Origin of the sequence: Nitrosophilus alvini (genome assembly GCF_015100395.1) — a bacterium.
GTDB lineage: Bacteria > Campylobacterota > Campylobacteria > Campylobacterales > Nitratiruptoraceae > Nitrosophilus > Nitrosophilus alvini.
Genome location: NZ_AP022847.1, coordinates 1,281,844 through 1,305,406 on the forward strand (window position 1 = coordinate 1,281,844; position 23,563 = coordinate 1,305,406).

At 39.1% G+C, this 23,563-nt stretch carries 18 protein-coding genes and 1 tRNA gene; 3 read left to right on the forward strand and 16 right to left on the reverse strand.

Annotated elements, in window-relative coordinates; all coding sequences use genetic code 11:
* Positions 1–5: 5 nt before the first annotated feature.
* Together EPR_RS06590 and EPR_RS06595 are read right to left on the reverse strand one after the other, a co-directional pair.
* Entirely contained in the window at positions 6–608 is a 603-nt protein-coding gene (locus EPR_RS06590; protein ID WP_200762455.1) for a DUF2238 domain-containing protein, read from the reverse strand.
* Entirely contained in the window at positions 605–2,608 is a 2,004-nt protein-coding gene (locus tag EPR_RS06595) for an IGHMBP2 family helicase (protein ID WP_234697100.1), read from the reverse strand. Before EPR_RS06595 ends, EPR_RS06590 begins: the two co-directional genes overlap by 4 nt.
* 244 nt (positions 2,609–2,852) lie before the next feature.
* Here EPR_RS06595 and EPR_RS06600 point away from each other — a divergent pair, with 244 nt between their 5' ends.
* Entirely contained in the window at positions 2,853–3,656 is an 804-nt protein-coding gene (locus EPR_RS06600) for an EI24 domain-containing protein (protein ID WP_200762456.1), read from the forward strand.
* 92 nt (positions 3,657–3,748) lie between these two features.
* Here EPR_RS06600 and EPR_RS06605 read toward each other — a convergent pair whose 3' ends face one another.
* From EPR_RS06605 to ileS, 14 genes are all read right to left on the reverse strand, one after another.
* Positions 3,749–5,062, reverse strand: a complete 1,314-nt coding sequence (locus EPR_RS06605) for an APC family permease (protein ID WP_200762457.1) — start codon at positions 5,060–5,062, stop codon at positions 3,749–3,751.
* Positions 5,063–5,070: 8 nt separating this feature from the next.
* On the reverse strand, positions 5,071–7,263 hold the full coding sequence (locus EPR_RS06610; protein ID WP_200762458.1) for an endonuclease MutS2: 2,193 nt from the start codon (positions 7,261–7,263) through the stop codon (positions 5,071–5,073).
* Positions 7,264–7,614 (reverse strand): hypothetical protein, encoded by a 351-nt coding sequence (locus EPR_RS06615; RefSeq protein WP_200762459.1) that lies wholly within the window; start codon positions 7,612–7,614, stop codon positions 7,264–7,266.
* Positions 7,614–8,921 carry a UDP-N-acetylmuramate--L-alanine ligase gene (gene murC, locus EPR_RS06620; RefSeq protein WP_200762460.1) on the reverse strand — a complete coding sequence of 436 codons (1,308 nt, stop codon included), beginning with the start codon at positions 8,919–8,921 and terminating at the stop codon, positions 7,614–7,616. The genes EPR_RS06615 and murC overlap by 1 nt, the downstream gene beginning before the upstream one ends.
* Positions 8,918–9,502, reverse strand: coding sequence for a hypothetical protein (locus tag EPR_RS06625; protein WP_200762461.1), 585 nt, complete (start codon positions 9,500–9,502; stop codon positions 8,918–8,920). Before EPR_RS06625 ends, murC begins: the two co-directional genes overlap by 4 nt.
* Before the next feature lie 3 nt (positions 9,503–9,505).
* Positions 9,506–10,624, reverse strand: a complete 1,119-nt coding sequence (locus EPR_RS06630; RefSeq protein WP_200762462.1) for a succinyldiaminopimelate transaminase — start codon at positions 10,622–10,624, stop codon at positions 9,506–9,508.
* Positions 10,624–13,464 (reverse strand): ChaN family lipoprotein, encoded by a 2,841-nt coding sequence (locus EPR_RS06635; protein ID WP_200762463.1) that lies wholly within the window; start codon positions 13,462–13,464, stop codon positions 10,624–10,626. The genes EPR_RS06630 and EPR_RS06635 overlap by 1 nt, the downstream gene beginning before the upstream one ends.
* Before the next feature lie 13 nt (positions 13,465–13,477).
* Complete coding sequence (locus EPR_RS06640) at positions 13,478–14,143, reverse strand: HesA/MoeB/ThiF family protein (RefSeq protein WP_200762464.1); 666 nt, start codon at positions 14,141–14,143, stop codon at positions 13,478–13,480.
* Positions 14,140–14,937 (reverse strand): carbon-nitrogen hydrolase family protein, encoded by a 798-nt coding sequence (locus tag EPR_RS06645; protein WP_200762465.1) that lies wholly within the window; start codon positions 14,935–14,937, stop codon positions 14,140–14,142. The genes EPR_RS06640 and EPR_RS06645 overlap by 4 nt, the downstream gene beginning before the upstream one ends.
* Positions 14,934–15,131: an exodeoxyribonuclease VII small subunit gene (gene xseB, locus EPR_RS06650; protein WP_200762466.1), complete on the reverse strand. Its 198-nt coding sequence runs from the start codon at positions 15,129–15,131 to the stop codon at positions 14,934–14,936. Before xseB ends, EPR_RS06645 begins: the two co-directional genes overlap by 4 nt.
* A complete protein-coding gene (metX, locus tag EPR_RS06655) occupies positions 15,132–16,241 on the reverse strand; it encodes a homoserine O-acetyltransferase MetX (protein WP_200762467.1) in 1,110 nt (369 codons plus the stop codon).
* A gap of 129 nt (positions 16,242–16,370) precedes the next feature.
* A complete protein-coding gene (gene guaB, locus EPR_RS06660; protein ID WP_200762468.1) occupies positions 16,371–17,816 on the reverse strand; it encodes an IMP dehydrogenase in 1,446 nt (481 codons plus the stop codon).
* A 96-nt stretch (positions 17,817–17,912) separates the two neighbouring features.
* Complete coding sequence (gatA, locus tag EPR_RS06665) at positions 17,913–19,250, reverse strand: Asp-tRNA(Asn)/Glu-tRNA(Gln) amidotransferase subunit GatA (RefSeq protein WP_200762469.1); 1,338 nt, start codon at positions 19,248–19,250, stop codon at positions 17,913–17,915.
* A 99-nt stretch (positions 19,251–19,349) separates the two neighbouring features.
* Positions 19,350–22,103 carry an isoleucine--tRNA ligase gene (gene ileS / locus EPR_RS06670; RefSeq protein ID WP_200762470.1) on the reverse strand — a complete coding sequence of 918 codons (2,754 nt, stop codon included), beginning with the start codon at positions 22,101–22,103 and terminating at the stop codon, positions 19,350–19,352.
* A 164-nt stretch (positions 22,104–22,267) separates the two neighbouring features.
* Here ileS and EPR_RS06675 point away from each other — a divergent pair, with 164 nt between their 5' ends.
* Both EPR_RS06675 and EPR_RS06680 read left to right on the forward strand, forming a co-directional pair.
* Positions 22,268–23,356 carry a CinA family protein gene (locus EPR_RS06675; RefSeq protein ID WP_200762471.1) on the forward strand — a complete coding sequence of 363 codons (1,089 nt, stop codon included), beginning with the start codon at positions 22,268–22,270 and terminating at the stop codon, positions 23,354–23,356.
* Between the two features lie 80 nt (positions 23,357–23,436).
* Positions 23,437–23,512, forward strand: a tRNA-Lys gene (locus EPR_RS06680).
* Positions 23,513–23,563: the final 51 nt, after the last annotated feature.

Here is a 23,563-nt window from a genome sequence, read left to right on the forward strand (position 1 = left end):
CAATCTTATGGCAGAGATTTTTTCCTCAAAATAAAATAGAGTATCGTTGCAAAAATAGCCCCCAATCCGTCAAGCAGCATATCCTTCTGAGCATCCCAGATATCTCCTTGAGCACTTACATAATCTATCCCTGCCTCCGGGTTAAAAAAAACAACTGCTATCCATTCTATTATTTCATAAACGCTTGCAACGGTAAATATTGAAAATATGGGGAAAAGAAAGAGTATTATTTTTGAATTGACCAGCTTTTTTCTATCCAGAAGTTCGGCAATTGCATAGGCATAAAATCCCACCGTAAAATGGGCAACTCTGTCATAGTTGTTGCGTTCCCAGCCAAAAAAATCGTTCACAAAATCAAAAGGTACCCTCGCGAAAGTATAATGCCCTCCAATCGTATGCATATAGACCCATATACTCATCAAAAAATAGGCCGTATTGCTGAATCTGAATCTTTTATATGTTAAAACCAGAGGAATAACTACCAAAAGTACTGTTACATTTTCAGCAATCCAAACCTGTAGGTTATAAGGCTCTATTGCAAAATAGAAAAATAGTATAAGATATATCACAAACAGTATGTGAGGAAAAAACTCTTTTAAAAATCTCATGTCAGAACCTCTTTCAAATGGCAAATTTCGGCATTTTCCGTTTTTTCTATATAATTTAGAAATTTTTTATAAACCTCGTGATGATTTAAAGTCTCGGCATTCCCTATACAGATAAGCTTTCTTTTTGCTCTGGTGATTGCAACGTTTAACCTTCTGATATCCTTTAAAAAACCTATCTTTCCTTCTTTGTTGGAGCGAACAAATGAAATGATGATCGCCTCCTTTTCCCTCCCCTGAAAACCGTCGACGCTTTTAACTTCCGTTTTTATCTCACGCTCTCTTAAAAGCTGTTTTATTCTCTTGACCTGACTGAGATAAGGAGATATTACACCGATTTGTGTCTCATCGAGTCCCATATCGATAAGCTCTTCGACAAGTTTTGAAGCAATCAAAGCTTCAGTTTTGTTTTCATAGCTTGTCGAACGCTCAGGCAAAGACTCTAAAGCATCCATTTTGGATGTATCAACAAAGACAAGAGGAAGAGAAGGATCGAGAATATCTTTGAAAATTTCGGCCTCTTTGAGTTTGAAATCTTCCAACGTATGCTTTTTTACACTCTCATCCGCTATAAGTTTTCCCTCATAAAATTCTATGTTGGAAAAACCCATGATGTTTTCATGCATTCTGTATTGGACCCTTAACATCTTTGAAAATTCCCCTCTTTGTTCCATCATCATTTCAAAAAGGGATTTCTCCAGTTTTGACGCATTTTTGCTTACTACAGTAGGAGGAAGCTGTTTGTGATCACCTGCTATAACAAACTTTTTGGCATGCATAAGAGGAATAAGCGTTGAAGGTATTATCTGCTGGCTTCCTTCGTCTACAACAGCTATATCGAAAACGAACTCATTCAAAACCTGTGATTTTACCATCGAATTTGTAGAGAGAACCACATCCGCTTCTTTTATAATATTTGCATATATCTTCTCTTCATCTGCTCTCAGAGATTCCACCAGAGAATCAATCTTTCTGTCCATCTTTATCCATTTCGCCATGGAAGCCAGTGTTTTTGCCGAAACTCCCCTCATCGACTTGCCTCTTGCAGCAAGAGTTATGATCCTGTCATGTCCCAGACCCCTTGCCCTAGACTGTGTAGGCTTACTGAACTCCTCTCTTCTTTTGGCAAGCAGTGCAACCTCTTCCCATCCTTTTTTCAAAGCAACGGCCTCAAGCCTCTTTTCATATATCGCATGAATCGAAAACTCTTCGAGTTCTTCAAGTATTCTTGCCGGATGTCCAACCCTTACCACGTTAATATCGTACTTTGAGAGGCGCTCCAGCATATTGTCAACAGCTGTATTGGAATCGGCCGTTGCCAAGATTTTCTTTCCGTTTTTTATCTCCTGGATTATATACTCTATGAGAGTGCTTGTCTTCCCGGTACCTGGAGGCCCGTGTATGAGAAATATATCTTCGCTTCCCAGAGCATTTGAAAGGGCATCTCTTTGGCTATCGTTCAATTTTTCGTTTACGGGCTTAAAGGATTTTGCTTTTGGCGGTTTCGGATTCTCAAGTCCCAAAATGATATTTCTAAGTTCTCTTTTTCTGCCCTTCGCGTCTCTTAACTCTTCTAAATTTTCCTCCATCCTTTTAAATGTAACATCATTTATATATAGGTCTATTCTTATTCCGCCGCTGTAAACCCATTTTGGCGGCATATTTTCAAAAGCAACCGTAATAAAATGGCTTTTTACCTCCGAAACGGTCCCCGTAAGATCACTCTTGAGAGGTTCTCCTCTGCTTATAAGTACAATGTCTCCGGAACTTATCTCTGTTTCGATCTCTTTGCTTCTTCCAAACTTTACAAAATAGAGATTGAATTTAGGAGGCGCTTTGAACCCTTTGAGATCAAGTATCGCTCTGCCGAAAATCTCCCTTTCAAATCCGCTGAAACTTCTTATCTCATTTATCTGAGCTTCAATTTCGGCAATTCTTTCAACTTCTATAAGATTTTTATACTCTTCGACAAAATCGTGTACAGCTATTATCTCTTTTTCCAAAATAGTGGATGGAACATAATTTTTGGGAGGTTTCGTTTTAACTCTTTTTTTCAGAAAAATCAGTACATATCCGTTTGCTTCGTATCTCTTTTTGATATCGGATTTTTTGATTTTAAGTTTTTTCAGCTGTTTATGAAGTTCTCTTTCATCTTCTGTCTTTGGCAGAATTATCGGCAGTTGTTTAATGTCAAATCCTTTTTGTTACAATACTTGTATAACTGTTATATTATACCAAAGGTGAGATATGGGTAAAAATATATTTATTCTGGCTTTGGAAGATTTTTTGAGTACTAAATTTCTTGCTCTTACAACCGTTCCTTTTTTCGCTACTTTGATCATCGCTTTTGTCCTGCTTTTTCAGATTTCCGGAGAATTTTTCGATCTTTTAAACAGTGCGGTTACGAACCCCGATGCGGCGGCGGTGCAAGGAAACGAACTTGCCGAATTTTTAAAAGAGTATCCTTTTCTCTCCGTAATATTCGGAAGTTTTATATTCAAAGCGATAGCCGGAACATTTTTCTATATCATAGGAGGAGGACTTGCAATAATGTTTTCTACAATAGTTGCGGTTATCGTCATAGGATTTTTCACTTCATACATAGTGGCTGAAATACACAAAAGACACTATCGCTCTATCGATATCTCATCCGGGTATGATATATTCTCTTATATATGGTTCGTACTTAAGAGCTTGGCGCTTTTTATGCTTTTTTTTATTGTGACTCTACCTTTTTACTTTATTCCGGTTATAAATCTGGTAGCAATAAATGCACCCTTTTATTTCCTCTTCTCAAGGCTTCTTGCCGTTGATGTAGCAGGAGAGATATTTGCCCCAAAAGAGTTTGAACAGATTTTGAGAGAAAACAGAAAAGAGGTGGGAATAACAACACTCATACTCTATCTTATCTCTCTTCTTCCCTTTGCCGGTATGCTTCTTCAGGTATATTTCGTATCAGTCCTGACCCATCTTTTTTTCAATATAAAAAAAGAGCGTATTTCGAAAAAAAGTTCTCCAAAAGAGATATATGAGGCAGAAATTGTTGAATAGTGTTAGTGAGAGTGAGAGTGTGAGTGTGAGTGTGGGTGTGGGTGTGGGTGTGAAATGAAACCAATCACGAATCACGAATTGGGTTGGACTCATCACTTTTGCTGTTTTTTCAAAAGCATAACCCTGTATATAATGAAAGATACCGTTATTATGGCATATACAAAAACTATTTTGTAAAGAGTTTGCGGTTCGTTTTTTGCAAGATAATCTATCATCAGATAGAGTGTAGCTAACATTAAAAGAATAGAGAGAATAATGACAAAAAGAGAAGAGTTGGTCTCTTTGTACAGTTTAAGATTGGCAATTGTGACAAAAAATGAAACAAGCAGAAAAGTCATACTCGAAAAACTGATAATCGCATCCAGTTTTCCAAAAAGAACAAACAGCGCAGCCGCCATATACATAAAAAAGAGAGCATTTTTAGGTATGAAACTACCGTTCATCTTTGAAAAAACTCTTGGAAAAACCCCATCTTTGGCGATATCTGCCATCATTCTGCTCGCCCCGAAAAATGTACCGTTTATAGCCGAACTTGTAGCAAAAAGCGCAGCCAGACTTGCCGCTATAAAACCGTACTTTCCGAAAGCCGGTTTAAGAGCTTCGGCTACAGCATACTCTTCAGCCTTCAAAATCTCCTCCGGGGTAAGTATCCCTGTAACGGCAATTGCAAGTATCACATATGTCAATGTTACGATAAAAACCGATATATAGATACTTCTTGGGATATTTTTTTCGGGATTTTTTGTCTCTTCGACAGAGTTTGTAACAAGCTGAAAACCCTCGAATGCCACAAAAACAATGGCTCCACTCAAGAATACAGCCGCAACGCCTTTATCAAAAAGAGGGGTGAAATGATCAGGCTTTATAAAATACAGACCTGCTATGCCCATACCAAGCAATACCAAAAGTTTCAGATATACAAGCAGATCCTCACTTCTTCCCGTGGTCTTTACACCCATAAGATTTATGAAAAGAAAAACCGTAAGTATCAGAAAACCGAAAACATCTTTCGCCAATATGCTATTTTCAAACCCAAACATTGCGGAAGCATAGGAGCCGAAAGTATAGGCATAGAGTGCCAGTGTACCTATATATCCTACTATAACGCTCCATCCTACGAATGCGGCAATGTAACTCTTTTTTGGAAAGGCTCTTTTAAGGTATGTATAGCTTGCACCATCTTTTTTATAGGCAACTGCAAGTTTGGCGTAGTTATAACCGGCAAAAAGAGCGATTATACCGCCAAGCACAAAAACCAAAAATGTAGCGTGCCCGGAAATCTGATCGGCCATTCCAAGAACAGAAAATATTCCTCCGCCTATCATCGAACCGATAGCTATGGCAACAAGCTCTTTCAGTCCGAGTTTTTCACTTTCGGGTATCTTTTTTTCACTATTTTTATACATATATTCCCTCATAATTCGACTATCGTCGCACCGTGTCCGCCCATATGAGGAGGTGCATCAGTGTAGCTTTTGACTTTCGGATGGTTTTTGAGAAATTCTCTTATAGCGCGTGCCAGTTTGCCGCTGCCTATACCGTGATATATAAGTACTTCGTCAAAACCGGCTATCAGAGCATCGGATATAAATTTATCTGTTTTTTCTATAGCTTCTTCTGCCCGAAGTCCATGCAGATCCAGCGTCATACCCAGTTTTTTGGGTCTGCTGACTTTTACAACACTCTCTTTTTTCTTTTTTTGCGGCACTCTTGCTCTTTTGAGTTCATTTAGAGGAACCCTGAGTCTCATTCCGTCACACTCTATAAAAGCCTCTTTTCCTTTTATGGAGATTATCGTTCCAAGATTTTTTCTGTATCTGACACTGTCACCCGCTTTTAACGGCTCGATTGGCTCTTTCTCTTTTATTTTTACACTTTTCGCTTTTTTGTGTGCGATATTCAAAAACTTATGCGCCTCTTTGGTCTCTTTTGCTTTTATAGCTTTTTTTGCCTCTTCTATAGCTTCTGTAAAGCTTTTTTGCAATCTCTCTTTTTCAGACTTAATTTCCATAAAAAGAGAATGTCTCTCATCTTCAAGCAAAGAACGAAGACGTCTGACCTGTTCATGTTCACTCTCAAGCTCTTTTTGTCTGGCTCTGAGTTCTCGTTCAAGTTCGCTCCCCCGTTCAATCAGTTCGCTCAGTTTTGCCTGATCTTCACCATACTCTTCTATGGCTCTTTTGACTATGTTTATAGGGATACCATACCTCTTTGCAGTTTCAAAAGCATAGCTTTTCCCGATAATTCCCTGCAAAAACGTATATGTGGGCTCCGATTTTTTCTCATCATACAAAGCAGCGACAAGCTCCACTTCATCATGGCTCGCCATAAGAGCCGCAAGTCTTTTGTGATGGGTAGTTACAGCTATTTTAATGTCCCTTTTCATAAGCTCTTCCAAAATAACTTTAAAAAGGCTTGCCGCTTCGTCGCTGTCCGTTCCAAGTTCTATCTCGTCAACTCCCACAAGTACGTTTGATTTTGAAAAGAGTTTCGAAAACGCAAGCATTCTGCCGGCAAAAGTCGATATATCGTTTTTTACGTTCTGTGGATCTTCTATTATAGGTATTATCTCTTTGAAACGTCCTATATGCGATTTTCTTGCATCAAGTTTGAAAGGAATAAGATATTTCGCCAAAAAGGCAGCTGAAAGAATCGATTTTAAAAGCATAGTTTTTCCGCCGGCGTTTACACCCGTTATGATAAGAACTTTTTTGCTAAAATCCACACTGACCGGTTTTGGATTGGAAATTGCCGGATGAACAAAGTCTTTAAGAATGATTTTGTCATCGTTTTTGGGTACTATCATATCAAGATTTTTTGCTTTGGCAAAGGCGATTCTTGCCTGATAGTGATCAAACCTGTCAAATGCTCTGTTGACAAATGCAAGAAATTTTATATTTTTAAGAAAAATAGAACTGATATTTTTTGAGTATTCGTAAAATATCTCCTCCATTCGGCTGAGTATCCCTGCCTCTTTATCTTTAAGCTCTCTTAGCACTTCGGGTACCACATAGAAAAAGCCGCTGCTAGACCTCCCTACAATGGAAGCTTTCAAAACATGATTGAACCCGCCTCTTACAAGAAGAGCCTCTTCGCCGCTCAGGTAGTGTATCTGTCTGTCGACAAGATAGTTTTGAAGCTTTGATGAGTTCAGAAGCGATCGGAGTTTCTGTCTAATCGAATCTTTATTATCTTTCAGCGCTCTGGCAAGGCTTTGTAGCCTCTCATCCACATCATCTTTTATTTTTCCGTTTTTGTCAAAATAGTCTTCGATATCTTTTATGCTTTGAGGTATCTCTATCTGGTCTATCCACTCTTTGACCATACCCTCAAACCTGAGCTTTTTGAGATAGAGGAAATATCTGATTATTTTTACAAATTCAAATATCTCATCAAGCCCAAGAATACCCTGTTTTTTGAGATGAACTATCTGAGTATCGAGATTTTTTACCTTTGGCGGAGGATTGAAACTGTAGTTTTCAAGCTCTTTTATAAATTTGTAGTGAAGATTTATATCCCCTTCCATAAAAAGAGGTTTCTCTCTTGCCAAAAATGAGTTGAACTCATCCAGAAACTGTGTTAAATCAAGACTTTTCGCTAAATCCAATCATTCCCCCGCTTTACACTTATCCAAAGGCACTACAAGCCCCGCATATTCACTTTCCTCTTTTCCTACAAAAACCATCGTACCGCTTACATAGTTAAACTTATCTTTGGAGACAACCGTATCGCCGCATCTTATCTCTTTGCCGTGTTCGTAATCAAAGAGTATCTTTTTGTGTCTTTCTCGTGCATCTTCCTGATATGAGTTGTAAAAATATATCATTCCCCATCCTGTGAGCGCCGCAGCAAGAATGACAATTTTAAACTTTTTACCCATATCCGTATAAAGAATAAAAACAATCCCTATCAGTGTAACTACAAGCAGCAAAATTATCGCTATGTATAAAAACGCCACTACAGATCACCTCTAAGCTGATAAGTAATATCTCCCGCACCGAACCCTACAATCATGCCGTTTTCAAAACTATCAACCTCTTTACCGTTTTTCATCGCCACAAGCCTGGAACCTTTTTTAACTATCCTGTCTGCAAAAAGAGGTTTGTATCTTGAGAAATATTTCTGAAAATCTATATCCACCCTCTCTTCTCCCGCAGCCCATACAGGAAGAATCACCAGTTTTGAACTCCCTTTGAAACACTCTATGAATCTCTCAAGATTTTCGATAGTGCGGCTGTATTTGTGCGGCTGCCAGATAACAACTATATCATCAAACCCTTTCAGTTTGGCAAACTGGCGCAGCGAATCTAAAGTCGCTTCTATTTCGGTAGGATGGTGTGCATAGTCGTCTATTACTATTTTATCACTCTCTTTTTGTATTATGTCGAATCTCTTTTTGATACCTCTGTATTTTTTGAGATTCTCTTTTATCTCGTCAAGTCCCAGTTCGTTCATGGCCGCAAGTATTGCCAAAGATGCATCAAGAGCGATATGCTCTCCAAATCCCCACACTTCAAACTCGCCAAAATCTCTCAAAACAAACCTTGTATATGGCTCATCATCAATCAGAACAAACTCAACATTTTTGATATCCTGCGAAGGATAGAGTCTGATGGCTTCCATATCGAGTGTTTTCAAAAAAGAGTCTTCCGCATTTATAACTCTTATTTTAGCTTTTTTCAGAAACTCCCTGTATGTATCGTAAAAAAGATCCAGATCGTGCTTGTAAAACTCCATATGCTCTGGCTCAGCGTTTGTTACTATAGCGCAATAGGGATTTGAGTTTAGAAAACTCGCATCGCTTTCGTCCGCTTCAAACACTACAAGCTCACTGTTTTTGTATCTTACATTTGATTTGAACTCTTTTGATTCGGCTCCTATTATTGCCGAGGCATCCTGCATAATAGATGAAAGTATCGCTGTTGTTGTGCTTTTTCCATGGGCTCCGCATACAGAGTATACCTTTTTGCCGCCAAGGACCAGCGGTAAAGCCTCTCTTCTGCAAAGAGTCTTTATACCTCTTTTTCTGGCTGCCTTAAGCTCAATATTTGAAGGTTTTACTGCAGCGGAATATACAACGATATCTTTGTCTTCGATATTTTCCTCTTTATGAGGAATATCCACTTTTATATCAAATTTTTTCAAGGTATTTATAATACTGCCGGCAAACATATCCGAACCGCTTACTTCATAACCTTCAAATTTTAAAAACTGTGCAAGGCCCGAAAGACCGATACCACCGATACCTATAAAATGTATTTTCATCTGCCTTCCCCGGATGCAAGTTTCTTAAGATTTTCAAGTTCTTTTTCTATGGCATCTCTGTTTTTTTCCATAAAATCTTCAGCCTCTTCGGTAAATACGGTAAAAAAGAAACTGTTCTCGTCAAGCTTTGAATGGTCTACAAATTTTTGCAAAAAGGCATTCAAATCAACTGAAGCAGCCGCAGCAGCTGTATGCAAAAGCATCGCTTTTTTGAAATCCTCATCATCGGTGACAAGCGAAAGTATCAAAAACAGCTCCTTGGCTCCTTTGAAATCGCCTTCGTCATACCTCTCCAAAGCGTGCTCATATATGGCTCTAACAGTATAAAGCTCCTCTTCTTTGGAGAGATCAAAATGTCTGAAAGAGGTGAGATACTCCGCAAGAGCATCAAAAGCGGTTTCAAGTATTTTGGAATAGAGTCTGTCAATCCTATCAGCCTCCATATCGAGAGCCAACAGGGTATCAAGCACATCATACATCAGCGAAATTTTCCCGCTTTTTAGCGCCTCTTCCTCTTTTTTTTCAAGTTCTTTCAAAAACTCTTTGTCTATTTTCAGTTTTGCCAGATTTTTATCTTCCATTCCCTATCCTAAAACTTTTTTTATTCTTTTCAGTGCTTCTTCACATCTTTTTTCATCGTATACAAGGGCTATACGCACATATCCTCTGCCTGCGCCTTCACGTCCTAAAAAACTTCCCGGCAGCACTTTTACATTATACTCTTTATATGCCCTTTTGGTAAATTCAAGCTCATCTCCCACTTCCAGCCAGATATAAAATGTTGCTTCCGGCTCTTTTACTCCCAAAATTTTTGAAGCAAGTTCAAAGTTTTTTTTGTATCGGCCTCTAGCCTCTATCACATGCACATCATCATCCCACGCCTCTGCCGCAGCGTACTGCAAAGGAAGAGGAATCGCACATCCGGCATATGTTCTATACTGCAAATAACCTCTGAGTATCTCTTTGTCACCTGCTATAAAACCACTTCTAAGACCCGGAGCTGAACTTCTTTTGGATATGGAGTTTACCACAAGAATGTTTTTAAACTCTCTGTTTCCTACAAGCTCGCTTGCCTCAAGCAAAGAAGAGGGAGCGCTATGCGTATAAAGTTCACTGTAGCATTCATCGTTAAGCAGAACAAAATCGTACTCGAGTGCCGCTTCAACCCATAAGGCAAGTTCCTCTTTATTCATAACACCGGCAGTCGGATTGTTTGGAAAATTCAAAATTACCAGGTCGCTCTCTTTTATCTCATCATCTATTACAGCTTTAAAGCCGTTCTCTTTTGTGAGATTTATATACTTTACTTTCGCTCTTGAGGCTATGGCCGCACCTTCGTATATCTGATAAAAAGGGTTGGTAAATGCCATTTTGGGCTCTTTTTTGTCAAACAAAAGATACTGGGGAAAATTGAACAGTACCTCTCTTGTTCCAAATGTGGGAATTATCTGCGAATTATCCAGTTTTACACCAAATCTTCTCTCCACAAATCCCAAAATAGCTTGCCTGAGTCTCTCTTCACCTGCAGTTTTCGGATATTTGTTCAGCATTGGAGCAGTGAGCCTGAATTCATCAAGTATAAACCTGGGCGTTTCAAACTGCGGTTCGCCTATGGTCAGGACAAGAGGCTCAAAATCGGAATTTGGCTCTATCTCTTTGAGGAGATTGTTAAGTTTTTCAAAGGGATAACTTTCAAATTTCATTACTCTCCCTGCTCAAAGACTATTTTTATATTTTTCTCGGAAGTTCCTCTCAAAACAGTAACTTCCGCCTCGTTTTCTACAAAAACAAGCTCCGCTTTCAAATCGAATATAGACTCTACCCTTTCACCGTTTAAAGCCACTATCCTGTCGCCTTTTTTGATACCCGCTTTTGCGGCAGGAGATTTTTCCACCAGTTTTACAACTGTCAAGTCATCGTCACCTTCCAGGTAGACACCAATTTTTTTGGTTTTGGGTGTATCGATTTTTTCGGGATAAAGCAGATAGTCGGCTATGCCCGGTTTTGGTTTCATCGAATTTATAACTATTTTATAGTCGGTGATACCTCTTCGTTTTATACGGTCAGGGATTCCGTATCCGAACATTACATGACCGTTGCCTGCCAAAACCGCCATTTTAAACTCCGGATTGTTATGAAGAAATCTGGCAACATTTTTGGCCATTGTCTCATCCCAAAGAAGCTGTGCATTATAAAACTCGTCAAAATTTTTGAAACTTTCTGCCTGATGTCCTGAAAATATTCTCTTCAGTTCTTCTTTATACTCCCTGTTTCCAAAGTCTATAGATTTCGGAACCTTCGCTCTTTCCTCTTTGCTTAAAGAGTCAATACCCTCTCTTACGACTTTTTTTGTGATTTCTCTTTCGATATTGAGAGCGACTATAGGTATCTTATGCTTTTTGGCAAAAAGAATTATCGGTCTGTACAGATTGTAATCATACTTCCATCTTTTGAAATACTCAGTCTTTTTAAGCATCTCTTTTTCGCTTATCCTGCCCTCTATAAACTCGTCCAGATACTTTTGGAAAGGCTCTTGGAACATCTCCATTCCAATTGCAAGTTTAGGGTCTTTTTCAAACATAGCTTTTATTATTTTCAGCTGATTGAGATGATTTGAAAACTCCGTATGCTGCTCGCCTATAAAGACTACTTTTCTGTTTATGATATCTGGATATATATCCTGGAGCTTTTGCATATGGGGCTTCAATGCGTATGAGCCGCTTTTTACCTTGAATACTGCCCCGTTTTGGGAAGGTTTTGTCTCTTTTTTTACTATTTTGCCCTTTTCAAATACAACGGTTGAATATTTTCCAAGATGTCTCAGTTTATAAAAAATAGCCTTGGAAAGAGTGACAGCATCAAATACCGCAACAACATTTCTATCGTTGAAAGGATTTTTGAAAACTTCTATTTTTGTATCACCTTCCATTTTGAAAGGAAGGGCAATCTGTTTCAAAAAGGAGTTGTCTGAGCCAAGGATAAGGATATTTCCGTTTTTAACTTCGTCAAATCTCAGCTCGTCGGCATATCTGAAATTTTTGAAAACTTTTGCCATTTTTGAGAATTTCTCTTCATCTTTCCTGTCAATAACTGCGATCACATTTCCCTGAAGAATTTTTGATATTACGGGAGGTATCTCTTTTGGCTGAAGCCTTCTGAATATTTCATATCTGTCATCGACCACTATTTTCTTAGGTTCGATATCGAGATCTAGTTTCTGTCTTTTTTTTGTAAGGTCGATTTTTGTCGAAAGGCATTCATCCTCAGAGCAGATTTTCAAAGGAAGAAACTTTATCATAGAGTTGCTTGTTATATCAAATTCAAGTCTGTATTTTTCATCAACAAAACTCAGTTTGATATTGTCTATATTAAAATCGAATGCACCTTTTTTGTAGACCCAGGTTTTAAAAAAACCAAGAAGCTTTTTCCCTGATGTCTCTTCAAAAATCTCTCTTAGATTTTTATAGCTTGCGGTTTTGAAAGGATACTCCTGGAGCAGTTTTTTTACTCCTCTCTCAAATGCATCCTTTCCAATCTTTTTTTCTAGCATATAGAAAAAATATGCGGCTTTTCCATAGCCTATGGCATTTTTGCTCTCTTTTGTTTTGTATTCGAACTCAATAAGAGCTATCTCGTTTGAAGAGTTTACATATGAATCATACTTTATCAAAAGGTCTTTTCTGTACTCAATAGCTCTGTTTTGCCTTACCGCATACAGATAATCGGAATAAAAAGTGGTAAGCCCCTCGACCCAGTTTCCTCTGTACGGGGCATATACATAGTTGCCAAACCACTGATGGACTATTTCATGCCCCAGTGAGTTGTCCAAAACAAAATCTTTGTCTATTATCTGTTTTCCTATAAGTGTATATGTGGGCATGGAATATCCGGCGGGAAATGGTACTTCTACAATCAAAAATCTTTTAAAAGGCAGAAAACCGAACATGTTCTTATACATATTGAAATAAAAATCGCTTTTTTCAAGGTACTTTTCCGCAAGATGTGAGTCGGAGGGATACAGATATGCAGAAATTTCGATCCCGTTTTCAAAATCTGCAGAGCTTGGTACGTATCTGTCCGATGATATTAGATGAACGGAATCCAAAGGATGATCAAATCTGAAGATATAACCGTTTTTTCTCTTTTCCACATCAGTAGCCTCTACGACTGTTTTAAGCCTCCTATTTGAGACAAACGTCTCATAACTGCACATCTCATCAATTACCGGATACCATCCTTCAAGCAAAACAGCAGTATTATCAAACGATTTAAATCCGTAGACAAATTTTATCTCCACAGGTCTGCCGGAATCATCTTTTATAAGATACGGACTGCCCTCTTTTATGACCATTTTCGCATTTTTTATATCCGTAATATTTGCATTAGTGTCTAAAAGTCTTATATGTTTTTTATCAGTCTGGATTTTAGAAATGCCTCTAAGCTCATTTTTTTCCATATCAAGGTCGATATTAAGATTGTAGTTGCACTCATTTGCAAAAAGCAGGGATAAAAAAAGAGCCGATGCAGTCAATATCTTTTTCATAAATTTCCCTCTTCTATTTTGACATCTGGAATTTCTGCATTACCAATTCGCCGGCCTGATTAAAATAGAGATAGTAGAGCAGATCTTTTTGTACATCAAGTCCCGCAAGATATCTTAGTGCCAGGTTTGCTTCCAAAGAGGCTATAAACATGACTATAGGAGCCGCAATACCAGCCGGCTGTCTCGGCATCACTTTGAAAGCACCAAAACTGCTTTTGTCGAAAAAGCATACCTGTCCGTTAAACTCCTCTACTGCCCCATATATCCACGGAACTCCCACCTCTTTTGAAAATTCGTCTATTTTTGCCCGACTCGGAAGATTATCTGTAGCATCTATTATAAGATCATACTTGATATCTCTTTTTTTAAACTCGTCAAAACTCTCCGTAAAAGCTTTGGCTTTTACATATGGAGATCTGTCCATAAGAAGTTTGGCTACTACTTCAGCTTTGTATTTGTCTTCATCTTCAACTTTGAAAGCTATCTGTCTATGGATATTATGAACCGACACCTTATCGAAATCCACAAGATATATCTCACCTATACCGCTGGAGCCCAAAGCGATTGCAACTGAACTTCCAAGTCCTCCGCAACCGATAATAGCAACTTTTTTATCTACAAGACTCATTTGGGTCTCTTCGCCCCAAAGCTGAATCTGTCTTTTAAAATACTCTTTCATAGCACCTTCCTTTTTTGAAGACTGTTTTTAAATCCCCACGCTCTTCTCATCTCCTTTGAAAGCTCTTTACTGACGCTACAGATCAAAAGTTCCTCTTTATCCGATAATATTGCCTCTATTTTACCATAAGGGTTGACACAGAAACTCTCACCGTAAAAGTTCCACTTCACTCCTTCGTGTATATACTCTCCAATTCTGTTTGCTCTGAGTATATATGTAGAACCCAAAAATGCTCTTGTCTTTATTATCTCCATCCATCTCTCATTTGAATCAAACGTCGAGACCGTAGGCAACAGAACAACATCTACATTTTTTTTCATAAAGATATCCCAGAAAATATTGAAATGGAGCTCATATCCGGCCAAGACACCGAATTTTACTCCGTCTATAACAAAAACAGGCGGCGCCGTCACCTCTTTAATCTCGTTTGCAAAAAACTTCTCTTCATTCCAGTGTTTGTAGTCTATTAGAAACTGCTGCTGATAATAGTGTGTCTTAGAGGGAGAAAATATAGCTATACTTTTGTAGGGTTTTTCTTTGGATACGGTCACTATAGGGGCCACAATAGTAATGCCGTATGTTTTGGCAAGTGATTTGAGCGTCTTTGTCTGATGGGAAGACTGCTCTTTTATCATAGAGATTGGGGTGGATTCAAGCTCTTTAAAAAATCTGTTCAGTACATATTCGCCCAGCAAAAGAACTCTTACATTTTTTGAACGGCATATTCTAAGATAATAATCAAGCTTATTTGGACTCATTCCTAAAGAAGAGAGTTGAAGTGCCGCTATGTTCATTGTTCATTCTCGTCTTTTTCTATTTCGATTATTTCGGTTTTTGCCTTTTCCAAAAGCTCTTCAGCTTCTCGTATGGCTTTTATCCCCTCTTTATAAAGCTTTACACTCTCTTCAAGAGTAATTTCGGGATTCATAAGGCGATTTAGTATCTCTTTTGCAAACTCTATCTTCTCTTCGAAACTTTTTTTCTCCATCTATCTTTTGTCCTCCAGAATTTCGCTTATATAATCGCCGAATTTTTCCACCTCAACCAAAAAAGCATCATGCCCGTAATCACTTTTTACTTCGTAATATTCGGCGAGTTCACCTTTGCCAATGGAATTCATAGCGTCTTTTATCTCCCTCATCTCTTCAGGAAGAAAAAGGACATCTTTTTCAAAACCTATTAGATAGAGTTTTGATTTTACATTTTCCAAAGCCTCTTGTAACGAATCATATCCTCTTGAGAGGTCAAAAATATTTATAGCTTTTGTAATATACAGATAACTAAGGGGATCAAACCATTTTGAAAAATTGTACCCGTTATATTCAAGATATCTCTCTACCTGAAACCTTCCGAAAAGTTCGAAAAGACCTTCATTTTCCACATATTCTCTACCAAACTTTCTATCCATGGAATAGTGCGAAAGGAAACTTATGTGTCCGGCCATTCTGCCTATAGCTAGACCGCTGAGTCCTGTTTCTCTCAAAATCTCAGGATCATAGTACCCGTTTCTGAATGCCGGATCTTTGAGTATGGCTTCCTGTGCGACTTTGTTAAATGCTATAACCCAAGGCTTTGTGGCGTGTGTAGCCGCAAGAGATATGATCTTTTTCGCAAAATTGGGAAACAAAACTCCGAAACTCAGAGCCTGCATTCCACCCATTGAGCCACCTATTACCGCATACGCTTTATCAATACCAAGGCGGCTGAACAAAATTTTCTGGGCTTTGACCATATCCTTAATTGTAATTACAGGGAATTTAAACCTGAAAGGCTCTCCACCCTGATATCTCGGAGACATAGGACCGGTTGAACCGAAACAGCTTCCTATTACATTTGTACAGATAACAAAATATTTCGATGTGTCTACAGGTTTGCCGTCACCAATAAGATTGTCCCACCAGCCCGCTTTTCTATCGCCCTCGTATCTTCCTGCAGCATGATGAGAACCGCTCAGAGCATGGCACACGACTACAACATTATCTTTTTTCTCGTTTAGTTCGCCGTATGTCTCAAAAACAATTTCATACGGTTCGAGTATTCTTCCGCTCTCAAGATAGAGAGGATTTGTAAATTTTATCTTTTTTGTGGTTATTTCCAACTATTCGCCTTTTGGATTTATACCCTATAAAAATATGTTTAAAAATTCTTTAATAATTATTACATTTTTTTATAAATTTGAGATTAAAATGAAAGTCTTGCTTTATCTAAAAGAGGCATCGCCTCTTTTTTAAACATGGTAGTTCGGAGCCTCTTTCGTAATTGTAACATCATGAACATGTGACTCTTTCAAACCGGCTTGAGTAATCTCCACAAACTCTGCTCTTTCGTGAAAAGCAGCGATATCTTTTGCACCCACATATCCCATAGAAGATCTAAGACCACCTATCAACTGATGTACGACATTTGATATTTTGCCCCTGTATGGAACCATTCCCTCAATACCTTCCGGAACAAGTTTATCGGCAGCAGTTCCTTCCTGAAAATATCTATCGGTACTTCCTTTTGTCATAGCGCCGATACTTCCCATGCCTCTATATGTTTTATACTGGCGTCCCTGATACATAACAACTTCGCCGGGACTCTCTTCCGTACCTGCGAGAAGACTTCCTATCATTACACAACTTGCACCGACCGCAAGAGCTTTTGCAACGTCGCCGGAATACTTTATACCTCCGTCTGCGATAACAGGCACATCAAACTCTTTTGCCGCCTGTGCGCACTCGTCTATGGCACTTATCTGCGGAACACCCACACCGGCAACGATTCTTGTTGTACATATACTTCCGGGACCTATCCCTACCTTTACACCGTCCGCACCTGCCTTGCAAAGGTCTATAGTTGCTTCTGCTGTAGCAACATTTCCGGCTATCACATCTATAGCAAGTTCAGCTTTTATCATTTTAAGAGTATCTATGATTCCCTGGGAATGTCCATGAGCAGAATCAAGAACAAGGACATCGACTCCGGCTTCCACAAGAGCTTTTGCTCTGTCAAGCTGGTTTACTCCTATAGCGGCACCTACTCTTAGCCTTCCATATCCGTCTTTGTTGGCATTTGGATACTCGATCCTCTTTTTTATATCTTTAATAGTGATAAGACCCTTTAGATATCCTTCATCATCAATAATAGGAAGCTTTTCTATTTTATGCTTATGCATGATTTCCGCCGCTTCTTCCAGAGTTGTTCCCTGCTTGGCAGTCACAAGAGGCATTTTTGTCATAACCTCTTCCACTTTTTTGTTCATATCGGTTTCAAATCTCATATCTCTGTTTGTCAGTATTCCAAGAAGTTTCTTATGCTCATCAACCACAGGAACTCCCGAAATTTTATACTCACTCATAAGCCTGTCCGCATCTTTGAGAGTAGCTCCGGGATGAACGAAAATAGGGTCTATTATGATACCGCTCTCACTTTTTTTTACTCTTTTTATCTCCATAACCTGAGAATCTATATCCATGTTTTTATGGATTATTCCTATCCCTCCTAAACGTGCCATTGCGATAGCTGCTCTATACTCCGTTACTGTATCCATCGCAGCGGAAATAAGAGGCATATTGAGAGTGATATTTTTTGTAAGCCTCGTACTTATATCTACCTCCTTGGGAAGTACGTTAGAATGTTTAGGCACAAGCAATACATCTTCAAATGTCAATGCTCTTTTTCTTATCTTCATATTTTCTCCTGTGACTGGTGATTCATAATTCGCAATTCGTGATTCGTGATTGGTGGTTAGTGATTGGTTTTACCCACACCCACACTCACACTAACTTTACCCCAATGCTCTTTCCAGACTCAATGCCCCGTCAAAAAGAGTCTGCTCTTCAAAATGGTTTCCTATAAGCTGAAGGCCTACAGGAAGCCCTTCCTCTGTCTCGTCAACCGGAATACTTATAGCGGGCAGACCGGCAAGATTTACTCCTATTGTATAAACGTCGCTCAGATACATTTCAAGAGGATCTTTTTTACTTCCAAACTCAAAGGCCGGAGTTGGAGCTACCGGTGAGAGTATGAGATCCGCATCTTCAAAAACTTTTGCATATTCGTCTTTTATCAGATGTCTGACTTTTTGCGCTTTCAGATAGTAAGCATCATAATAGCCGCTCGAGAGAACAAAAGTTCCAAGAAGTATCCTTCTTTTTACCTCTTCTCCGAAACCTTCGCTTCTTGTTTTAAAATACATCTTTCTAAGAGAGTCTGCTTTTTCCCTGAAACCGTACCGGACACCGTCGTATCTGCTCAGATTCGTACTTGCTTCCGCGGTTGCGACTATATAATATGCCGAGATGTCATATTTTGCATCCATAAGCTCACATGAGACTATCTCGTGACCCTCTTTCTTAAGGGCATCTATCGCTTTTCTATATGCTTTTTGCACCTCTTCACTTGCATCTTTTACATATTTTTCTATAACTGCTATTTTAAGCTTTCTATCCGGATTAAGATTTGAAGCTACGGGAGAGTAGACCATACTGGCACTCGTACTGTCTTTCGGATCATGCCCTGAAATAATATCGTATAGAATAGCCGCATCTTCTACATTTTGTGTCATAGGCCCTATTTGATCAAGACTTGAACTATAAGCGGCAAGACCAAATCTGCTTACCCTTCCGTATGTTGGCTTCATACCCACACATCCGCAAAAAGCCGCAGGTTGTCTTATACTTCCACCAGTATCGCTTCCAAGAGCCGCTACTGCCAGGCCCGCAGCAACCGCAGCGGCACTGCCTCCGCTGCTGCCTCCCGGAACTCTGTTCTTGTCTTTTGGATTTAGTGTTTTGCCGTAAAAACTGGTTTCGGTAGAACTTCCCATAGCAAATTCATCCATATTTGTACGTCCGAAAGGTGAGAGTCCCTTTTCAAGCATTCTATCTATAACGGTTGCATTATATGGTGCTATATAGCCTTGCAATATTTTACTTGCACAGGTTATCTCCCACTCTTTTACCTGTATATTGTCTTTTATAGCTATAGGTACTCCGTCGCCGAAATCTTTCACATCTATATATGCATTTATTTCGCTGTTTTCTTCTATTTTTGCCGCCAGATCTTTTTTCAGTTCTGCAAGCTCCTCTTTGGAAAGTTTCAGAGCCTCTTTAAGTGTTATCAAAACTACCTCCTGCTTTTCATTTTTATGAAACCGATTGCTGCTGTTACTATAATAGCAAAAAATATTATCGCATACACTGTCGCTTCAGGCGGTACTGGCTTACTCAAGTCCACTTATCACCTTTTCGCAGCGAGGGCATAGTCCCTCTTCTTTTTCAGCCTGGAATTTCCAGCATCTGGGACATTTGTGAAGTTTTGCCCTTTTTATGACAAACCTGTCATTATCGACTTCGAATTCACCCAGAATCTCCCCTTCAAGCGCATCATCGATTCCGCTAACTATAAACCAGTCCTCTGCTTCGCTTCTGTCCATATTTATTACTATATCCGAGTTTGTTCCTACAATCAGTTCTAGAGAACTTTTTACAGTTTTCTCTTTTTTAAGAGCATCGACAATCTCGTTGAAACTGTCCCTCGCTTTGAGCATATACTCCTCATCAAAGTCGCTGGAGATGTCTTTGAGCGTCACATACTCAAAATCGAATATATCTTTCCTGCCCTCTTTCAGAACCTCTGGAGCATGCTCCACTATCTCATCTGCCGTATAGGTAAGAACAGGTGCTATAAGACCCAGAAGAGACCTTGCTATAAGAGTCATGGCACTCTGGCTTGCCACTCTTCTGGGACTGTTTTTTGCATCGCAGTAAAGCCTGTCTTTGCATATGTCTATATATATACCGCTGAGTTCATTGACTATAAAATTGTTAAGTATATTAAAACCTTTCGAAAAATCGTATTCGGAAAAGTTTTTCTCCACTTCATCAAGCACTTTTTTCGACTTTGCCAGTATCCATCTGTCCAGAACGCCAAACTCTTCACTCAACTTCTCAAGGTCGTTTACACTTGCAAGCAGAAATCTGAATGTATTTCTAAGCTTCCTGTACTGTTCCGATATCTGTTTGAGAATATTGTCGCTTATTTTAAGATCGCTCTGATAATCGCTCATGGCAACCCATAGTCTAAGAATTTCGGAACCGTATCTTTTCATCACATCCTGAGGTGCTACCACGTTTCCTTTCGATTTGCTCATCTTTTCACCGCGCTCATCTACGGTAAATCCATGTGTTAGAATCGAAAAGAAAGGCGCTTTGTGCTCTATGGCCGAACTTACAAGAAGTGAGCTTTGAAACCAGCCTCTGTGCTGGTCGCTCCCTTCAAGATAAAGATCAGCGGGATAGTTTCCGGCATCATAGTTTCTGCTCTTTAAAACCGCATACCAGGTTGAGCCGCTGTCAAACCATACATCAAGTATATCATTTACTTTCTCGAGTTCATCAGGATCATATCCGCTTCCAGGATACAAAAGCTCTTTTATTTCCATATCGTACCAGGCGTCGCAGCCGAGCCTTTCAAATATCATTGCGGTATAGTTAAGCACCTTTTCATCCAAAATAACTTCGCCTGTTTTTTTGTTTCTGAAAAATGCTATAGGAACACCCCAGTCTCTTTGCCTACTTATACACCAGTCAGGTCTGTTTTCCACCATCGTTTTGAGTCGATTTCTACCCCATTCGGGATAAAATTTTGTTTTCTCTATCTCTTCAAGTGCTATTTCTCTAAGACTCTTCTCTTCACCCTCAGGCTTTCCGTCAACTGAGATAAACCACTGTTTTGTTGCTCTGAAAATCACAGGTTTGTGAGTTCTCCAGCAATGGGGATAGGAGTGCTTTATATCTTCTCTTTTAAGAAGCGCATCCCCTAAAAGTTCGATAATCTTCTCATTTGCGTCAAATATATTCATACCGACAAACTCTTGCGGATTTGGCAGCAGCTTCATCTGAACAACTGTCTGATCAAATTTTCCTTCGTCATCTACCGGCATGATAACATCAAGACCGTATTTAAGCCCTACACGGTAGTCATCCTCGCCATGTCCCGGAGCGGTATGAACAGCGCCTGTTCCGCTCTCCATTGTGACATGCTCGCCCAGAACTATTTTAGAATCTCTTCCGTTGAGCGGATTTTCGGCTGTTTTGTTCTCAAGTACTTTGGGATCTATCTCTTTTTTGATATCTCCTTTTACAACGCCTGCTTCTTTAAGACTCTTATAAAGCTTTTCGGCAACTATGTATCCGTCGGTAGTAAGTACATATATTTCTTCTGGATTTAGGGCAACCGCAACGTTTGCAGGAAGTGTCCATGGCGTAGTTGTCCATATAACTAGCGCAGCATCTTCGCCAACAACCTCTTTCGCATCATCTTTTAGAGGAAACGCAACATATATCGAAGGGGAGATTTTGTCTTCATACTCTACTTCCGCCTCGGCAAGTGCAGTTTTAGCAGCCCAGGACCAGTAGACAGGTTTGCATCTTTGTACAAGCAATCCTTTTTTCGCGATATTGCAAAGAGTTCTAAATATATTTGCCTCAAAAACAAAATCCATTGTAAGATATGGTCTCTCCCAGTCGGCTATAACTCCAAGTGATTTGAACTCCTCTTTCTGTACGCCAACAAATTTTCTCGCATGCTCTCTGCAAAGCTCTCTTATTTTAGATTTCGGGAGCGTCTCTTTCTTTTTCCTGCCTATCTTTTTTTCAACCTGCTGCTCAATAGGAAGCCCATGACAATCCCAACCCGGCGTAAATCTGACCGATTTGCCCTGAAAATAGTGAAATTTTACGATAATATCTTTCAAAACCTTGTTCAACGCATGGCCAATATGTATATGACCGTTTGCGTAAGGCGGTCCGTCGTGAAGTGTGAAAGTGTTTTTCGCATCTTTTCTGTTTTCTATCATCTTTTTATAAACATCTTCGTCAAACCATTTTTTGTATCTTTTAGGTTCGTTCTGAGGAAGGTTTCCTCTCATTGGAAAACCGGTTTTCGGAAGAAGAAGCGTCTCTTTATAATCCATTAACAATTCCTTGCCAAAATTTATAAGCCCTGTTTAAAATTCCTCAATTCTACAAAAAAAGGGTTTAAGAAGTGCTGAGAATTTATTTTGATATAATCATATAAACAGCCCGAAATAACACTTTTTTGGGACAACAACAAACCTTTTTAAAGCGGAGAAAAACTATGAAAAACGCCCTTTTGGCAGTAGGAAAAGAGTTTCAGATAAACAGCAGTTTTTACCACTACATACAAAGAAGTTTCAGAGAAAAAACAGGGGAGTGTGACAATATTGTCTTTATAGAAGAAAATGATAAAAATCTTTTTATAGAACTGCAAGAGATTATAAGCAAATACGACAATGTTCTAATAGCTGCAAATAAAACGGCATTTGCAACGGTCAGTAAAATAATCTCGACTCTGACAGAAGACAATCTTGTAGTAAAAGAGAATATGCTTATCCCTTCCAAAAGTGAGATTTACAAGGAAAACAGCTATCTGATAGAATTTGAAAAAAGAAATATAAACGTAATTTTAGCCGAAGAGTGCCAAAAACTTCCCGAAATACTTCTAAAAAGTGAAGAAGAACATGCCTCATTACAGATATTCAATCTCGAAAAAGAAGAGATCCTCACTGGTCTTTCAGCCCTCGCAAATACATACGAAGTCTCTCTTTCGATTTCAAATGTTACAAAGGAGTGGAACAGAGTATGCGCTACAAGTAACAGATACGGTGAACTGGCCCTTTTTGTACAAAACGCCAAACTTCTTTTTCCCCAAAATATTATTGTAAGCGAAAACATATTTCAATACCTTATAGAAAGACTCTCTTTCATGAGAAAAACAGTCACTTTTGCAGAGAGCTGTACAGGCGGTCTTCTTGCATCTTTGCTTACAAAAGTTCCTGGCTCTTCTACCATCTTCAAAGGCTCATTAGTTACGTATGCAAATGAAATAAAAAGTATGTGGCTTGGCGTAAAACCGGAAACTTTAAACAATTTCGGAGCCGTAAGCAAAGAGACGGTAAAAGAGATGCTTTCAGGTGCGCTAAAAGTCAGCGAATCCGATTTTGCCCTAGCTGTAAGCGGTATTGCGGGTCCGGGCGGAGCAACCAAAACAAAACCGGTGGGTACTGTAGTAGTCGGCGCAAAAAGCAATACGAAAGAGATAGTCAAAGTTATGCATTTCGAAGGTGACAGGGAGTATATACAGTATCAGGCCTCCTTTTATGCGCTTAAGCTTCTGTTTGATATTGCAAAAGATGATCTGTTTTGATTTTTTTCTAAAAAAGTCTTGACAAAGAAAAAAAAATTGCATATAATTTCACCCACATTTACGAAGCAATCGCTTCTTTTGACCCGTTAGCTCAGCTGGTAGAGCATCTCCCTTTTAAGGAGAGGGCCGTTGGTTCGAATCCAACACGGGTCACCACTTAAGCGGTTACTGAACAGCATGAAATGCTTTTCGGTAACCGCTTTTTTT

What these genes read in the sequence shown, in the direction of transcription:
- EPR_RS06590 (WP_200762455.1), bottom strand. Translation starts at nt 608, where the DNA reads ATGAGATTTTTAAAAGAGTTTTTTCCTCACATACTGTTTGTGATATAT.
- EPR_RS06600 (WP_200762456.1), top strand. Translation starts at nt 2,853, where the DNA reads ATGGGTAAAAATATATTTATTCTGGCTTTGGAAGATTTTTTGAGTACT.
- EPR_RS06605 (WP_200762457.1), bottom strand. Translation starts at nt 5,062, where the DNA reads ATGTATAAAAATAGTGAAAAAAAGATACCCGAAAGTGAAAAACTCGGA.
- murC (WP_200762460.1), bottom strand. Translation starts at nt 8,921, where the DNA reads ATGAAAATACATTTTATAGGTATCGGTGGTATCGGTCTTTCGGGCCTT.
- EPR_RS06625 (WP_200762461.1), bottom strand. Translation starts at nt 9,502, where the DNA reads ATGGAAGATAAAAATCTGGCAAAACTGAAAATAGACAAAGAGTTTTTG.
- EPR_RS06630 (WP_200762462.1), bottom strand. Translation starts at nt 10,624, where the DNA reads ATGAAATTTGAAAGTTATCCCTTTGAAAAACTTAACAATCTCCTCAAA.
- EPR_RS06635 (WP_200762463.1), bottom strand. Translation starts at nt 13,464, where the DNA reads ATGAAAAAGATATTGACTGCATCGGCTCTTTTTTTATCCCTGCTTTTT.
- EPR_RS06640 (WP_200762464.1), bottom strand. Translation starts at nt 14,143, where the DNA reads ATGAAAGAGTATTTTAAAAGACAGATTCAGCTTTGGGGCGAAGAGACC.
- EPR_RS06645 (WP_200762465.1), bottom strand. Translation starts at nt 14,937, where the DNA reads ATGAACATAGCGGCACTTCAACTCTCTTCTTTAGGAATGAGTCCAAAT.
- xseB (WP_200762466.1), bottom strand. Translation starts at nt 15,131, where the DNA reads ATGGAGAAAAAAAGTTTCGAAGAGAAGATAGAGTTTGCAAAAGAGATA.
- guaB (WP_200762468.1), bottom strand. Translation starts at nt 17,816, where the DNA reads ATGAAGATAAGAAAAAGAGCATTGACATTTGAAGATGTATTGCTTGTG.
- ileS (WP_200762470.1), bottom strand. Translation starts at nt 22,103, where the DNA reads ATGGATTATAAAGAGACGCTTCTTCTTCCGAAAACCGGTTTTCCAATG.
- EPR_RS06675 (WP_200762471.1), top strand. Translation starts at nt 22,268, where the DNA reads ATGAAAAACGCCCTTTTGGCAGTAGGAAAAGAGTTTCAGATAAACAGC.